This is a genomic window from Agrobacterium leguminum (assembly GCF_005144435.2).
Lineage (GTDB): Bacteria > Pseudomonadota > Alphaproteobacteria > Rhizobiales > Rhizobiaceae > Agrobacterium > Agrobacterium leguminum.
Window position 1 is genome coordinate 1311830 of the sequence record NZ_CP120212.1, and the last position, 15416, is coordinate 1327245.

A 15416-nucleotide genomic window follows, 5' to 3' on the forward strand; every position below is an offset into this window, starting at 1 on the left:
CGAGGTTCGCCATGAATGACCAGCCTTCGTTTTCCGATTTCGTTCAGGCGAGCCGCGTTCTGAAGGTGTCTTCGCCACTCGGCGAAGACCAGCTTCTGCCAGAGCGCCTGTCTGTCGAGGAGGGCGTATCGCAGCTCTTCGACATTCGCCTGACGGTGCGGGCCAAGAAGGAAGCGGTCAAGCCCGAAGAACTGATCGGACGGCTGGTCGATATCTCCATCGAGATAAGCCAGGGCGACGGCGATGGCGGCGGTGTTCGCCGCCCCTTCAACGGCCTGGTAACGGAGCTGCATGAAGGCCCGCCGATCACCCGCGGGATGCGCTCCTATGCGCTGACCATCCGCCCGCAAATGTGGCTTCTGTCGCGCCGGTCGGATTGCCGTATCTGGATGGACAAGACGGCGGTGGAGGTCGTCGAGACGCTGTTTTCCGAACACGGCATTCCCGCGCCCGATACATCGGGCATCATCTCGCCTCCGCCTGCACAGCACTACAGCGTCCAGTTTAACGAGACGGACCTCGATTATCTCACCCGCCGTTTCGAGGAGGACGGCCTGTTCTACTGGTTCAGCCATGAGGATGGTTCCCACAAGCTGCATGTGGCCGATAGCGCCAGCGGCTGGCTTGGGCCGTCGCCGGCCGCCCAGGGGGAGGGGACGGTGCGTCTGGCGCAGGGGTCCTCGGATCGCAACCACATCAACGACTGGGCGCGGCGTTTTTCCTATGTCTCGGGCCAGCGTGCGGGTGCGGACTGGAATTTCGAGACGCCGGGCATGGTGCCGGGTACGATGACGCCGTCGCTGGTGCAGATGCCGGATGCGACGAAGCGCGAGCTTTACGAATATCCGGCCCGCATCAGGACGGTGGAAGAGGCCGAGCGCGCGCAAAAACTGCGCACCCAGTCCATCGAAGCCGATCATGACCGGGTTTTCGGTTCGTCGACCGCGCGCATTCTGGAGGCCGGCCGCCGCTTCACGCCTTACGAGGTCGCCCATCCCGAACACGCTTATGAAGAGCATGTGATCATCAGGGCCAGCCACAATATCGTCGACCTCTCCTATGAGACCAATGGCAACGAGCCGGAATATCGCAATCACTTCGAGGCAATCCCCGCCCGTGTGCCGCTGACGCCGCACCGGTCAACAAAACGCCCGCGCATCGAAGGCACGCAGGTGGCGATCGTCGCCGGCCCCGAGGGCGAAGAAATCCATCCTGACCAGTATGGCCGCATCAAGCTGTGGTTCCCGTGGGACCGCAAGGCGAAGAAGGATGGCACGGATACGTGCTGGGTTCGTGTTGCGCAGAACTGGGCCGGCTCCACCTGGGGCGGCCAGATCATCCCGCGCATCGGCATGGAAGTCATGGTTGCCTTCGTCGACGGCGATCCGGACCGGCCGCTAGTGACCGGCGTCGTGCCGAACGCACGTCAGACCGTTCCTTATGATCTGCCGGCGAACAAGACGCGCAGCACATTCCGTACCAACACGCACAAGGGGTCCGGATTTAACGAATTGCGGTTTGAGGACGAGGCGGCCAAGGAGGAGGTATTTCTCCACGCCCAGAAGGATACGAATTTTGAAATTCTGAACGATTACTCCAAGCGTGTGGGACGCGATAAATCGGAACTTGTGGCCAACGACAAATCGACGGAAGTTGGTGGCGACCATGACGAGGTCATAGCGGGCAACATGTCGATTGCTGTCGGCGAAAATGCCTTGTCGAACCTTCTGAGGGACAAGACGAAGCTCGTCTTTGACAAGGTTGGAGCCGCATTGGGCAAACTCAAGATCCCGGACCCTTTCAATTTTGCAAAAGGAAATTTCCAGCTTTTCGTGGAGAAAAATCACTCGCAGGTCGTCGGTATTGGTTCTTCGGAGGTTGTCGGCGGGGCGAAGTCAACGGTCGTCGGACACACCTATCAAACGACGGTCGGTAAGTCTCACAGCGTCATCGTCCGGGGACGCTCCGACACAGATATCGGGCGTATCATGAACATCCGGGTGGGCGAACAATTGACGATTAAAGTGGGAGAGAACTCGATGCTGACGATGTCGCGCGAGGGGCATATCGTGATTCAAGGGAAGCATATTCATTTCCAAGCAGACCAGATTACACAGAACTGAGTGTAGGCCATGGCTGAGAAACCGTCAGGATTGCCGCCGTCTCGCATGCTGGGTGTGCCGTTTTCCGCATACGACGACGACAATGTCCTGGAGATGTTGAAAACTGACCTGTCGACGTTCAAACGTCACCCGTTTTTTCCGGTGTCTCCGGGGATCACGCCGCCATTTCGCGCGGATGCTCCCCAGCAGTCGTTCAATTCCAATGGCGGATTATGCGAATATATACCCGCTGTGAACGAGACCGTGCTTTTCGGACGATCGTCCAGCGCAAACAAACTCCTTCCTCAAAAGGAGCGTGAGAACGAGAGCAAGGAAAGCGCCTGGAAATTCGGTGAACTAAGCAAGGACTACAAGGACGCTGGCGTCGGCAAGAAATATCAGCGTGGCGTCAGGGAGTATCTTGCTTCGGGCTATACACGCCGCAACCCGGACGGAAAGACCGACCATGACACCGACTGGCGCGGCAAATGGAAAGAACGGAATTTCCAGGTTGCTGAATATACCTGGTGGAAAGCCGACAAAAAACTGGCTGGAGACAGTTTTGGTGATCCGGCAAAGGATTGGGCTTCAGGAGAATACAAGCTCGGAGCACTGGAAGGTGACGGAAAGGCCGGATTTTCTATCACCAAAGGCGGAATTGATGCCAAATTGAGCGCAAAAGCCAGTGCCGCCGCTGCCCAGGGCAAAGTCGAGGTTCTCAAGGACCAGGTCATCTCCGGAGCGGCAAAAGGCGCGGTGCTGAAAGGAGAGCTGGAGGGCGAGGTTGCTTTTGTCGGTAACCCTGAAGAGGTGACGGGGACGCTGAAACTTGCCGCCAAGGCAAATGTTATCGAGGGCTCGGTCAACGGAGAACTTTGCCTGACGCCAAGTCGTGTCGGCAATCCTGTCATCAAAGCGTGGAACTGGCTGTTCGAAGAGCACAACCAACTCATTGAGGACAAATGGGATATAGGTGTGTGCCTTGGCGGTGAACTGCAGGGAGCCGTTGGCGCTCAGGCTGAGGCATCTGCGGAAGCAGGCGTGAAAAAAGGAAAGGCGCGCGCCGAGGTCGGCGCCAAACTTGGTTTCGGCCTGGGCGGTGGCGCTAAAGTGTCCGGCGGCTTGACGGGTCTCGATAAGGCAGCAGACCTCATCAAGGGATGGCCGGGAAAATGATACGGAGAACCGAACGTTGAAGCCTCTATTTCTGGTGCTGCGCCGAATGTCTTTTTCGGCGATGGTTTTAGTGACGACCGCAATTGGATTGGATGTTATGGCCGAAGATTATACGAGTCGTTTGACCCTCGACAGCACGGCGAAGGCATCGGAGCCGTATAGCTTCCAGGAAGCCAAGGATCTTAACTTTCACTCGGTCAAGATCGATAAATTTATGTGGTTCAAGGAAAAGCGGGCACTGTCCGAATGGGATAAGTACGAAACCTTCGACAATGTGACCCTGCAGACGATCGGTTATGATCCTGCCAATCGCGATCATTTCGAAATCCAGATCATCACCGCCGAGATCAAACCGGAAAAGGTTGCGCGTGGGGTCGATTATGCCCGGCTCTTTGCGAAAGAATGGGCACCTTCGGTCGCCGCGATGAAGGAATATGGTCGCGACGCTGGCGATGTGTTTGCCCTCGGGCCGGATAATGGGTTCAACCGCCGTGAGAGGGTCGCGGTTTGGCGCGAGGACAAGTCTCTGCTCATCGTGCGCGCTGGCTACGCAGAAGAGGAGGCCGCCCGCGTCGAACCCCAGATTGCGCAATTTTTCGGAGCTTTGAAGCTCGACAACGAGACGACTGACAGCATTGATGGCGCGATGCATCTGGAAAAGCTGCCGTCGAGCGGTGGCGCCGCCTACTCCGCACGCCTGCCGGACGGATGGAAAAAACTGACGCAGAACAGCGATCCCAATCCGTCCTATACGGGAGCGATATTCACAAATTCCAATGATCCGGACGGAAACGCGGCTGTATCCCTGTTCGTCTTTCCAACACCCAAGTCGGATATGTCGCCAACTGACGATCAGTTGCGTCAGCTTGCCGCGAAGGTGGTGGAAATCGAACTGCAAAATCTCATGCCGGAGGTCGGCTTTAAGCTGGACGAGGACGTCAGCTTCGTTCCCGGCGAAAAAGTTGGCGATGTGGATAAAGGTTTCATCGACATCGTTACTCTCCAGGGCAGCGAGCAGAAGATACGCGCCAGAACCGTATTAAGCTTCCGGAAGGGCGTTGTCGCCGCAGTAGCTTCGCTCACGGCGTTTCCCGCCACGCCAAAAGACGTTGCAACAATGATCCATACCGATTTCGTCACACGCACCATCGGGGAGGGTTTGGCGGATCAACTGAAATGAAATCTTTGGTCGATGGGGCGCCGCTCATTTTGGGATCGGCCTTCCACCTGGGTGAATTTAGAGGGAGTTCGCACGATATGAACCAGATACCTGATCGTAAAGCGCTTTTAGGGGACGCTCTTCCGTTGCCGGAGGATGCATGGGGGAAGCTTCTGAAGCTCGCGACGATGATCGAGTTCGATGGCTCCGGGACGCTGACGATCCGCAATGGCGAGGCCCGAATTTCATTGGGTTCTGACGGCGTGGTGAGGGTGGAAGGCAAGAAGATTATCCAGATGGCTCGCCAGAATATTGCGCTGGACGCTGCGTATATCGACCTGAACTGACCGGCATGTGGGCTGTCAGCAACAACACACCTTTCTCCGCGGACGGCTATTTCATTCGCGACCGCGATGGAAAGGAACATTGGTGTGTCGCCGTACGCGGGCGGTTTCGCGCGCGTTCGGACGGCATGACCGATCTTCTTGAGCCGCAGCCCATCCGGCTCTCTCCGGCCTATCGTGATGACGAGGCAAATGAGCTTTTCGCGGATGCTGATTTCGCGCCTTTCAGGCCCGCCGCAGATATTCTTGTCAATGGCTCAGCCGTTGCGCCTGACGAGAAGCCCATAGACCGTATCGATGTCACGGTTGCTGTGGGCACAATGACCAAGAAGGCCGCCGTCACGGGCGAAGCGCGCATGGTCAAAAAAAAGCGCGGCTGGGAGGTTGTCGAAAAAGAGCGGGCCTCACGCGTCGAGCTGTCATGGAGGCGTTCGCTCGGCGGAAGCGATCTCTTTGTGGATGATGATGGGGCCGAGTGCGAAGCCAATCCAATTGGCCGGGGCTGGTCACGTCATTTCGAGCGAGCGCCGGAGGGAGCGGAACTGGCTATGCCGCAGATCGCGGCTCCCGCCGATGTCTTTGATCCCGGTCGTCCGCTTTCGCAGCCGGTCGGGTTCGGTGCGATTCAGCCGGCCTGGGCAACGCGGCGTATTCATGCCGGCACCTATGATGAAGCGTGGATGAAACACAGGTCTCCGCTTTTGCCTTCCGATTTCTCGGAAAATTTTCACCAGACCGCGCCCGTCGATCAAATCTATTCCGGCGAGTTGCGTGGTGGCGAACCGGTGCGACTGGAAGGGCTTCATCCGGAAGGCGGTTACGCATTTCGTCTGCCACAATGTGTCCTCGAAGCGGACACTCGGATCGCCGGCAAGACGCTGACGCACAGGTTCAGGCTTGTTCAGGTGGAAATCACTGGCGATGAGCGTCTCGTGGATTTGGTATGGAACGCCCATGTGCCCTGTGGCGGGCGCGATCAGGACGTTGAAGTCTCTTTCCTTCGACTGAGGCAAATGGCCGGGGTCGTCGCATGAGGGCGGCGGTTTCAATTCTGGCGGCCGGCCTGACATGTCCGGCGGGCAAAAATTTTGAAACGGCAATTGCCGCCTATTCGCGCGGCGAACGGTTCACCGAGAAGGACCGTAACCTGGTGATGGCGGACGGGCGACCACCGACCCTTGCGCCGGTCTATCCGTTGACGGAAGAGCGGGACTATGTCGAGCGGCTGCGAAAATTACTCGCCTGCGCGCTTGCCGATTGCGTTGCGCAATTGGCGAAGTTCGGACAGGAAAGCGCGGATTATGCGATGCTTCTGCTGCTGCCCTATTGGATGGAGGACGGACCTGTCGCTGAGGACTTTAATGCCCGGCTCCGCCAATTCCCTCTGCCGCAGGTGACGAACCTCTTCGTTTCCTTTGGTGGGCAGGCTGAAAGCCTGCAGCTTGTTGGCAGGGATGGTCCGGAAATCGTGAGGAGAACGGGGAGAATTGTTCTTGTTGCAGTCGTAGACAGTTATATCCACTCAGACATGCTCGACAGTCTGGCTTATCACGGTGAACTGCTGACACGTGACAACCCCTACGGTATGGTTCCCGGCGAAGCTGCGGCCGTGTTCGCACTTGGGCCGGAAGATGACGCGCGGCTCGGTCGAATTGCGCGCCTTTCTACCATGGAAGAGCCTGAAAACCCGATTGATCCCGAGCGCGGATTGATGGGTCGCGCCCTTGCGAGCTGTTATGGGACGCTCCTCGAAGGAGGCTTTTCTCCTGATCGCTTCATTGTCGATCTCAATGGCGATCGCGTACGCGCTGAGGAATTTGGATATGCGATCACAACCAATGCCGCGCAAATGGCCGACCTGTCCGACAGGGCAGAAATCCCCGCGCTTCAACTGGGTGATCTTGGGGCCGCGAGCGGGCTTGTGATGGCGGCGCTTGCCCTTGGGCCCGCGCCAGGATCGCTCGTAGAAAAGACAGAGCCGGGGGGCGAGGAATTTCTCTACAGCCTTCTGTCCGCCAGTTCCCGCGACGGGCTGAGAGCGGCAACAATTGTGGAAAGCGTCCAGCGCGACATAAAAACCGGCAGGATAGATGCATGAAGGAAACAATCCGCATCAATGGGATTACGCTCTGCCACAAAAACTCGAATGGCTATGTCCGCTCGACGCTGCCGGATGTATGCCTAACCCCGCCCAAGCCTGTGCCCGTGCCATACACGAATACTGCATTTGCCCGCGACCTTGCCGACGGGACCACCACGGTGTTCTCGCATGATGGAGCGATGAATGGCGTGCGCGGCTCGCGGTTCGCCAAATCGATCGGCGATGAACCGGGTTCGTCCGGCGGGATCAAATCCGGCACGCATCTGCATCAGGCCACCTTCCTGTCCTGGTCTCCCAACGTTTTCATGCAAGGTCGCGCAGTGACGCGCCTTACCGACAAGATGCTCCTCAACAAGGGCAACACCGTATCGGTCGGGGGTTACAAAACCGACCTGCCCGAAGGCAATCCCGAGCGCTATCTCTGCGAAGTGGGCTGCCGCTGCTATGCGCTGCATCGTCCGAGAAACAGCGTTACCGAGGGGCTTGAATGGGTCGATCAGGTTTTACCACGCGACGATGAGGCCAGCCCGGGGCGTTATCAGCGCTGTGTCGATGCAACGATCCAGGCGCAATATCCGAACACAGTCCTTGGCAGCAGCATGCCGGTCGGCGATCCGCGCACCAATTACGGCTATGTTTCCGAGCTTGGGTTCTGGGATCCCAACAACCCGAACAATCAGTTCCCGGACAAGCCGCCCGGCAATGTCATCCTGCAGGGAGAGGAACACGACATTCCGAAGGTTCCCCGCCGGGCGCCCTGGGGCGGCACGCGATGGTTCAATGTGCGTGGCTCCCGGTGGCTGGATGTGGTGAAAGTCGAAAACGGCCAGATGACCCACATGTATGACATGAAGTTTCCGGGGGACAAGTTTCCAAATGAAACCGCAAAGGATGATGCTTATCGCGCTATCGCACGGCGGCACAGAGCTCGCTACAAGGAATTCGTGGTGTTGGATGAGTGTGACAATTGCGAAGAGTCTGTGAGACAGCGCGAACAGGAGCGCCAGTGGGAGGCCGAAGAACGATGGCGACAGTTAAAAAAGGGGCTTGAGAATGCTCCACCGATCTGGCTCCCCTTGCCCGGACCACGGATCCCGGGTGGGCGCCTCCCACCCGTCCCAAGCTGGTAGGATGATGTCATGAATCTAAACGAACTGATCGCTGCCATGGCAAATTTCGAAGAGCGCGGTGAACTCGAAAAACTGGATGAAATCGGCCTGCCGCCCGGCAATGCCATCCAATGGTTGTTCGGGCTGACATCCGGGTTCTATTTTGCGGATGGTGAAACACGGCGTACACGCCAAGCCATGCTGAATCTGGCGCTACGTTACTACGACCTTGTGGAAGGCAACACAAATTTGTTGTCCTTTAACGAGCGAGTACGTCGCATCGCGTCACGGGAAGACGTTGCGCAAAATCTGTCACAAGACGAGTATTTTGACGAGGGGAAGATCGCAAGCTTCTATGTCAGGCACATGCCAAAACAGGCGCTGCGTTCGACAGATCCGGTTCACGACTACTTTACTGTCCTGCTTCCAAGCGCCGGCTACCGAGGCGGCAATGGGCGCTTGATGTATCAGACGCGGTTGTCGGAATTATCACGCGACCCAACTGGCGTGGTTCGCTTCTTCGTTGATGCCTGCCGTGGTCTCCGGGTTTTTTATGCTGTTTCGGGGATGTCGCTTTTTTTCTATTCTTATGCGACGGGTGCGACTGAAAAAGCGTATCCTCTATTCCGCCGGTTTCCTGGCCTCCTTTACGAAGATGGCAGTAATTTTACCTTGGAAATATTACACCGCACCGATGTGATCCGCGACGTGAATTGGCTGACAGCCATCAACGACGAGCTACTGGAGCGCGTCGGTGGTATTGAGAAGGCAAGGGAAACACTCGGAGACGAGGTCATCCTCCATCCCTATGAGGGCGGTGTCGTTTTCCAAGCGGGTGAACGGCCCGTGCTCGGCGATTTAAATAAGGGGCGCGTGCCTGCAGCATACCGAGCGGTCAACGATTTCCTCAAGCCCTTGCGCTACGAGAACTGGGACTATCCTTATCTGCGAGCACCGTACGATGTTGACGAGATGGAGTATACGCAATGGTGGACACATCGATTTGACGATGTCGAACGTTAAGGTCGCTCAGCCTCGTGAAGTTAAACGAACTCATCACTACAATGGCCATCTTTGAGGAGTATGGTGAACTCGAAAAACTGGATGAAATTGGATTGCCGTCCGGCAATGCCATCCAGTGGCTATTCGGGCTGACGGCCGGGTTCTATTTTGCCGACGGAGAAACGCGTCAAATACGCCAATCCATGCTTGGTTTGGCACTGCGTTACTACGATTTCGTAGAAGGTAACACCAATTTATTGTCGTTTAACGAGCGGGCGCGCCGCATTTTAGCAGCAAAACAGATTGAAGAATATCTGGCGCAGGGGGAGTATTACGACGAAAGGGAGACGGCGAGTTTCTACATAAGGCATATGCCAAAACAGGCGTTGCATTCGGCCGATCCGGTTCACGACTACTTTACTGCCCTTCTTCCTGGTGCCGGTTATCGCGGGGGAAATGGTCACCTCATGTGCCAGACGAGGCTATCGGCGCTGTCGCGCGATCCGGCAGGTGTGATCCGTTTCTTCGTTGCCGCCTGCCGCGACTTGCAGGTTTTCTATGCCGTGTCGGGTTTGTCGCTCTTTTTCTACTCCTATGCGTCTGGCGCAACTGCGAAAGCCTATCCTCTGTTTCGCAGGTTTCCTGGGCTGCTTTACGAGGATGGCACGCGTTTTGGATTGGCCATAAGAGACCGGGCGGACACTATCCGCGACGTGAACTGGCTGACAGCCGTCAACGATGAGCTACTCTCAAGGGTTGGCGGTCTCGACAAGGCACGAGCCGCACTTGACGAAGAAGTGATCCTTCACCCTTACGAGGGTGGCGTCGTTTTCCAGGCTGGTGAACGGCCTGCGTTCGGCGATCTGAACAAGGGGAGGGTGCCCGCAGCATATCGCGCAGTGAACGATTTCCTCAAGCCCCTGCGTTACGAGAACTGGGAGCGCGCCTATCTGAGAGCACCATATGATGTCGATAAGATGGAGTACACCGAATGGTGGACACGCCGCTTTGACGATGGCGAGCGCTAGGATGGCGTCTTGGATATAAACGAACTCATCGTCACAATGGCGCTCCTCGAAGAGCGCGGTGAACTCGACAAATTGGACGAGATCGGTTCGCCGCCGGGTAACGCGATTCAATGGCTGTTTGGTCTTACGGCCGGTTTCTATTTTGCGGGTGGTGAAGCACCGCGGACACGCCAAGCCGCGCTCTATCTGGCCTCGCGTTACTACGATGTGACGAAAGGAAACACCAATCTTCTGACGGTTGGTGAACGTTCGCGCCGTCTGTCTTCGAGAGATGACATCGAGCGGCATCTGGCACAAAGCAATTACGCTGATGAGAAGGAGACCGCAGGCTTTTATATCAGACACATGCCTGCCCAAGCTCTGCGGTCAACCGATCCCGTATACGACTATTTGACGGCGCTTCTTCCGGGCATTGGGTATCGTGGCGGCAACGGGCACTTGATGTACCAGACGAGGTTGTCAGAACTATCGCTAGATCCGATAGGTGTTGTGCGTTTCTTCGTTGACGTATGCCGTGACCTTCAGGTTTTTTATGCCGTGTCCGGCATGTCGCTTTTCTTCTATTCCTATGCGGCGGGCGCAACCGAACGGGCCTATCCTCTGTTCCGCAGATTTCCGGGCCTCCTCTACGAAGATGGCATCCGTTTTGGGTTAATCATTTCGCAGCGTACCGATGTGATCCGTGACGTGAATTGGCTTACAGCCGTCAACGATGCGTTGCTCGCGCGCGTCGGTGGTCTTGAGAAGGCAAGAGAAGTACTTGGAGACGATATCGTCCTCCATCCCTACGAGGGGGGCGTCGTTTTCCAGGCGGGTGAACGGCCTGTGCTGGGCGACTTGAATAAGGGGCGGGTGCCGGCGGCCTATCGCGCGGTCAATGACTTCCTCAAGCCCCTGCGCTACGAGAACTGGGATTATCCCTATCTACGAGCACCCTACGGTGTCGATGAGATGGAGTATACGCAATGGTGGACACATCGATTTGACGATGGTGAACGTTGAGTTTGTCCAGCCTCGTGAAGTTAAACGAAACTTATTGCCATCATTTCGTCTCGACGCTGCCTTCCGGCGCAGCTGATTGTGTCGCGACCGTTTTGGAAAATGCGGGATCGTCGTGATAAAGCGTGCTGCGGAAGAAGGCGGTTGAAAGGCGCTGGATCGCGGCGATCCGTTGGGGCCGTTCGTCGTCTCGCGCGCCTCATAACCAGGGATGTCGCCAAGAGCTTGCCCTATCGATTAGGCGGGCGGAGTTGCCTGAGAATGACTTATCGCGGAGACGCGCCTCCTACACGAATTTGCGCTTTCGACCGGTATCGATACCGACGGTTCTGCGTAACTTCCACGTAATTTTCGGTGTTCATACGTCTCCGCCTTGGTGCGTCTCAACGGTCGACGGGCGACCGTAGCGGCGATGGCTCGAAAGGACAGACATGAAAAAGATCATTTCAGGCGTACTCGTTTGCTTGACGCTGACAGCGTGCAGCCAGACGGAAAAGGGCGCGGGCATTGGTGCGGCGAGCGGCGCTATCATCGGTGGGTTGGCAAGCGGCACTTGGGAAGGCGCTGCAGTGGGAGCCGCCGCAGGTGGCGTGGGAGGGGCAGTCGTAGGCAACATCAGCGAACGTAACGACAGGAACCGCCGCGACCGCTGGGAACAACGGGACCGCCGCGACTACGGATGCAGATACCGGGATCATTACGGTCGCTGCCGATAAAGATTGCGGCCTGGGTGGCGGACGTCAAAGGCGAGATGGATACCGGACGAACTTCGGTTTCTCCGGTCTCCCACGTCCGCAGCAGTTTCATGATGTCACACAACCTGACGGTCGGAACGTCACAACTGTCGAGTTTATCTGAACCAGAGCCGTAGTTTTGCTGTAAAGACTGTCGGGAATGATAGTCCGAGATTGGACTGATTAGGTCACCATGAAACTTCTACTTATCGAAGATGATCCGGAAATGACGGATGCGTTGAGGGTGGCCCTCTCGCAGCATGGCATCGTATTTGACGCTGTTGGAGATCTGGCAATGGCACGGGAAGCAATCGCTATGGCGGACTACGACATTGTCCTTATCGACCGGCAACTGCCGGATGGTGATGGCAGTACCTTTCTCGCCGATTTGCGTAGCGTGGGTTCAAATACGCGATCGATCATCATCTCCGCTCTGAGGTCGACCGACGAGCGAATTTCCGGCCTCAATGACGGCGCCGATGACTATTTGCCGAAGCCGTTCGAAATTCCCGAGCTGATTGCCAGAATGAGCGCTGTGCTGAGGCGGGTCCCTACAACCGGCCCATTCGTCCTGTCGGCAGGAAACGTCACCTATGATCGTGTTTCATGCGATGTGCATGTCAACGGCGTCCGGCTTGCGCTCACCCGCAGGGAACTGCTTATCATCGAAACTCTTTTGAGAAACCGTGGTCGCACCGTGTTGCGCTCGTCCCTTGAGGGGCAGGTCTATTCCTTTGACGACGAAATCCAGTCGAACTCACTGGAATCCAACATGTCTCGCCTGCGCCGAAAGCTTGGCGAAGCGGAGGCCGACATTGTTATCAAGAACATTCGTGGCATAGGCTACTACCTTCATGAGCAGAAATAGGATGACCAGCACATCCCTTCGCTGGCGATTCACTTTTGGTTTTATTGTCCTGCAGCTCTGCGCGGTCATCGCCTCGCTCAGCCTGGTTTTCTATCTTCTTTCTGGCCTCAAGCCCGATGTGGCGATCACGTCCATCTGGCTGTCTCAGGAAATCGCAGACTCGGTCCGTCTCGAGCCGAATGGCCGGGCCCATCTGGTGCCGACGGCCAAACTTAAAGAGATTATGGAGGACGCGCCTGACCTGTGGTTCGTGGCAGACCTGGGCAAAGATATTGTCCTCGCACACGGTGCGCCTCCCGGGAAAATTGCCGACAACATGCCATTCCTACGGACGTTCAGAAGTGTCGAGCTCCATGGTGACCTGAACGATCCGTTGAGTGTCGCCCGCATGGAGCGTTTCGATACAGAGGCCGGTGAGGCAACGATTTTTGCCGGCGGTGTTTCGATGTCCCAATATGGTGTGACCGTGCTGTTGGGGAACCTTGCCATCGGCGTGCCGGCGCTGATCCTCGTCGCCATTTCCCTGATTGGCGTCCCGTTTGTCACACGCTGGGCTTTGCGGTCCTTCAGCGACCTGACCAGGCGTCTCGACAGGATCGATCTCGACACACGTGGCGCCCTGGTGGAAGAGCGGGGCCTGCCCACTGAGGTGCTTCGTCTGGTGCGCGACATCAACAGGGCGCTGCGTCGTCTCGATAGCGGCTTCGAGGCGACGGAGCGCTTCTTCGTCAACGCTGCTCATGAACTTCGAACGCCGATCGCTGTCCTGCAGGTGAGAATCGATACGCTCTCGCCAGGTGCGGACAAGACACACCTGCAGACGGCCATCAAGCGACTTACAGCAATCGCGAACCAGCTTCTCGACACCGAGAAGTACCGGCAGAAGCCCCAGCAGAATGCACCTGTCGATCTCAACAGCGTTGTGTCGAAGGTGGTCGCTGACCTTGCTCCCCTGGCGATTGCCGAAGGTTACGAGATTTCGTTCGATAGCGATGCGGAAAACCTGTTCGTTCCCGGGGATGCCGAAGCTCTGGAGCGTGCATTCGTCAATCTGGTTCGTAATGCAGTCCAGTACGGAGGCGGGCGAGGACAGATATCGGTCAGTATTGAGGCTGACGGCAGCGTGACTGTCGCGGATCAGGGCTGCGGAATTGCCGGCGATAAGCAATCGCGCATATTCGAACCGTTCTACCGGGTCAGCCCTCACGGCTCAGGTGCGGGTTTGGGGCTCAGCATGGTCAACGAGATCGTCACCCGTCACGGCGGTTACGTTGAGCTTTCGTCCGCTCCAGGCAAGGGCAGCATATTTGCCGTGCGCTGGCGCGAGAAGCGCGTTTTCCAGCAGCGGTAGGGGCCGTCGCCTGCGCCAACAGTTCAAGGCATCTTCGTCCGTCGACGTTGGCTGAGCACGGCCGCGATCACTTGATGTCTGGCGCACAATCTTTGGCACGCCATCCACATTGCAAGCACTCTTTGCCGATCGGTTGATCTTACAGCGCTTGCCTAACGGATAGGCGCGACGACCGCTCTCCGTAATTTTCAGGTAACTCTCGTGACAGAGAAAGCCCGCAAATTTCAATAGCATGGGCCACGACTAAATGACACGACACATTACCCGCAAGCGTTTGATCCTGGCGGCGGCAACCCTTGTCGGTCTGCTGGGCGTCTGGCTGCTGTTTCTGCGTCCGCCCGCAAAGCTTGAACTGGTGACAGCGCAGGCGCGAACGGGTGACATTGAAGAGGTGGTGCTGGCGACCGGGGTTCTCGAACCGTTCGAGCTGGTGCGTGTCGGAGCCCAGGCCTCGGGTCGCGTTGAGCGTCTGGCGGTCAAGATCGGTGACCTCGTCGAGGCTGGCCAATTGGTGGCCGAGATCGATTCCCAAACCCGGCGCAACGCCTTGCGGGACCGCGAGGCCGCTTTGGCCAACATCCGCGCCGTTCACGTCGCGCGCCGCGCCGGTCTGGTGAAAGCCGAGAAGGATTTCGAGCGCGAGCGTGACCTGCTGGCAGGTGGTTCGACGCCGCGCGCCCAGTATGACGCCGCGGTTGCGATGCGAGACACCGCCCGGGCTGAGGTTCAGTCGCTGGACGCTCAGGTCGCCCAAGCGCAGGTCGCGCTGGAGTCTGCGGGTATAGAACTGGACTATACCCGCATCACTGCCCCAATCGCCGGCACAGTGGTCGCGATCGTCACTGACGAAGGCCAAACCGTGAATGCCCTGCAGACCGCGCCGACCATCGTCATGATCGCGCGATTGGACACAATGACGGTACGCGCGGATATTTCCGAGGCTGACGTCGTGCGTGTACGGCGGGGCCTGCCGGTCTGGTTCAGCATTCTTGGCGATCCGAAGCGCCGTTTCGATGGGGAGTTGCGACAGGTGGAACCGGCCCCAGCCTCCATCGCCAACGAGAGCAACGCCGCCGCGAGCCGGATTGGCTCAACCAACGGCGCGGTCTATTACACCGGGCTGATCGACGTGGCGAATGCGGACGGCGTCCTCCGGCCCTCCATGACGGCGCAGGTGTCCATCGTTTTGAGCCGCGTCAGCGGCGCCGTGCTGGTTCCGCTCAGCGCAGTGGAAGGGGCGCCCCGGGCCGGCGATACGGCGCGTGTGCGCATACTGGACGCGATGGGCGAGGTCCAGATCCGGCAGGTCCAGGTCGGCATCGACAACGGCGCGGACATCCAGATCCTTAGCGGTCTTCAGGCAGGCGAGACCATCGTCCTGGGAGCATCCACGGACGAACGCACGGATGGCCAGGCTCAACTGGCTGCGGCGAAGCGGTAGGG

The 15416-nt window shown here is 57.7% G+C and carries 14 protein-coding genes; all 14 read left to right on the plus strand.

The window, feature by feature from the left end:
• Positions 1–11 precede the first annotated feature (11 nt).
• Positions 12–2123: a type VI secretion system tip protein TssI/VgrG gene (gene tssI, locus CFBP4996_RS20675; RefSeq protein ID WP_080853977.1), complete on the plus strand. Its 2112-nt coding sequence runs from the start codon at positions 12–14 to the stop codon at positions 2121–2123.
• Between the two features lie 9 nt (positions 2124–2132).
• Positions 2133–3278, plus strand: a complete 1146-nt coding sequence (locus CFBP4996_RS20680) for a hypothetical protein (RefSeq protein ID WP_137396278.1) — start codon at positions 2133–2135, stop codon at positions 3276–3278.
• Between the two features lie 16 nt (positions 3279–3294).
• Positions 3295–4458: a hypothetical protein gene (locus tag CFBP4996_RS20685; protein ID WP_080853975.1), complete on the plus strand. Its 1164-nt coding sequence runs from the start codon at positions 3295–3297 to the stop codon at positions 4456–4458.
• Entirely contained in the window at positions 4455–4784 is a 330-nt protein-coding gene (locus CFBP4996_RS20690; protein WP_080853974.1) for a hypothetical protein, read from the plus strand. The genes CFBP4996_RS20685 and CFBP4996_RS20690 overlap by 4 nt, the downstream gene beginning before the upstream one ends.
• Before the next feature lie 5 nt (positions 4785–4789).
• Complete coding sequence (locus CFBP4996_RS20695; RefSeq protein WP_080853973.1) at positions 4790–5815, plus strand: DUF2169 family type VI secretion system accessory protein; 1026 nt, start codon at positions 4790–4792, stop codon at positions 5813–5815.
• The gene (locus tag CFBP4996_RS20700) at positions 5812–6879 is read left to right on the plus strand and encodes a hypothetical protein (protein WP_080853972.1); all 1068 of its coding nucleotides are present in this window, start codon (positions 5812–5814) and stop codon (positions 6877–6879) included. The genes CFBP4996_RS20695 and CFBP4996_RS20700 overlap by 4 nt, the downstream gene beginning before the upstream one ends.
• Positions 6876–8012, plus strand: a complete 1137-nt coding sequence (locus CFBP4996_RS20705) for a DUF4150 domain-containing protein (protein ID WP_080853971.1) — start codon at positions 6876–6878, stop codon at positions 8010–8012. The genes CFBP4996_RS20700 and CFBP4996_RS20705 overlap by 4 nt, the downstream gene beginning before the upstream one ends.
• Positions 8013–8021: 9 nt before the next feature.
• Positions 8022–9014 carry a type VI immunity family protein gene (locus tag CFBP4996_RS20710; RefSeq protein WP_080853970.1) on the plus strand — a complete coding sequence of 331 codons (993 nt, stop codon included), beginning with the start codon at positions 8022–8024 and terminating at the stop codon, positions 9012–9014.
• A gap of 14 nt (positions 9015–9028) precedes the next feature.
• Positions 9029–10021 (plus strand): type VI immunity family protein, encoded by a 993-nt coding sequence (locus tag CFBP4996_RS20715; protein ID WP_121490319.1) that lies wholly within the window; start codon positions 9029–9031, stop codon positions 10019–10021.
• A 9-nt stretch (positions 10022–10030) separates the two neighbouring features.
• Positions 10031–11023 carry a type VI immunity family protein gene (locus CFBP4996_RS20720; RefSeq protein WP_080853968.1) on the plus strand — a complete coding sequence of 331 codons (993 nt, stop codon included), beginning with the start codon at positions 10031–10033 and terminating at the stop codon, positions 11021–11023.
• A gap of 428 nt (positions 11024–11451) precedes the next feature.
• Complete coding sequence (locus CFBP4996_RS20725; RefSeq protein WP_003524016.1) at positions 11452–11736, plus strand: YMGG-like glycine zipper-containing protein; 285 nt, start codon at positions 11452–11454, stop codon at positions 11734–11736.
• Positions 11737–11947: 211 nt separating this feature from the next.
• Positions 11948–12622: a response regulator transcription factor gene (locus CFBP4996_RS20730; protein WP_080853967.1), complete on the plus strand. Its 675-nt coding sequence runs from the start codon at positions 11948–11950 to the stop codon at positions 12620–12622.
• Position 12623: 1 nt separating this feature from the next.
• Positions 12624–13973, plus strand: a complete 1350-nt coding sequence (locus tag CFBP4996_RS20735) for a sensor histidine kinase (RefSeq protein ID WP_080853966.1) — start codon at positions 12624–12626, stop codon at positions 13971–13973.
• 247 nt (positions 13974–14220) lie between these two features.
• Positions 14221–15414: an efflux RND transporter periplasmic adaptor subunit gene (locus CFBP4996_RS20740; protein WP_080853965.1), complete on the plus strand. Its 1194-nt coding sequence runs from the start codon at positions 14221–14223 to the stop codon at positions 15412–15414.
• Positions 15415–15416: the final 2 nt, after the last annotated feature.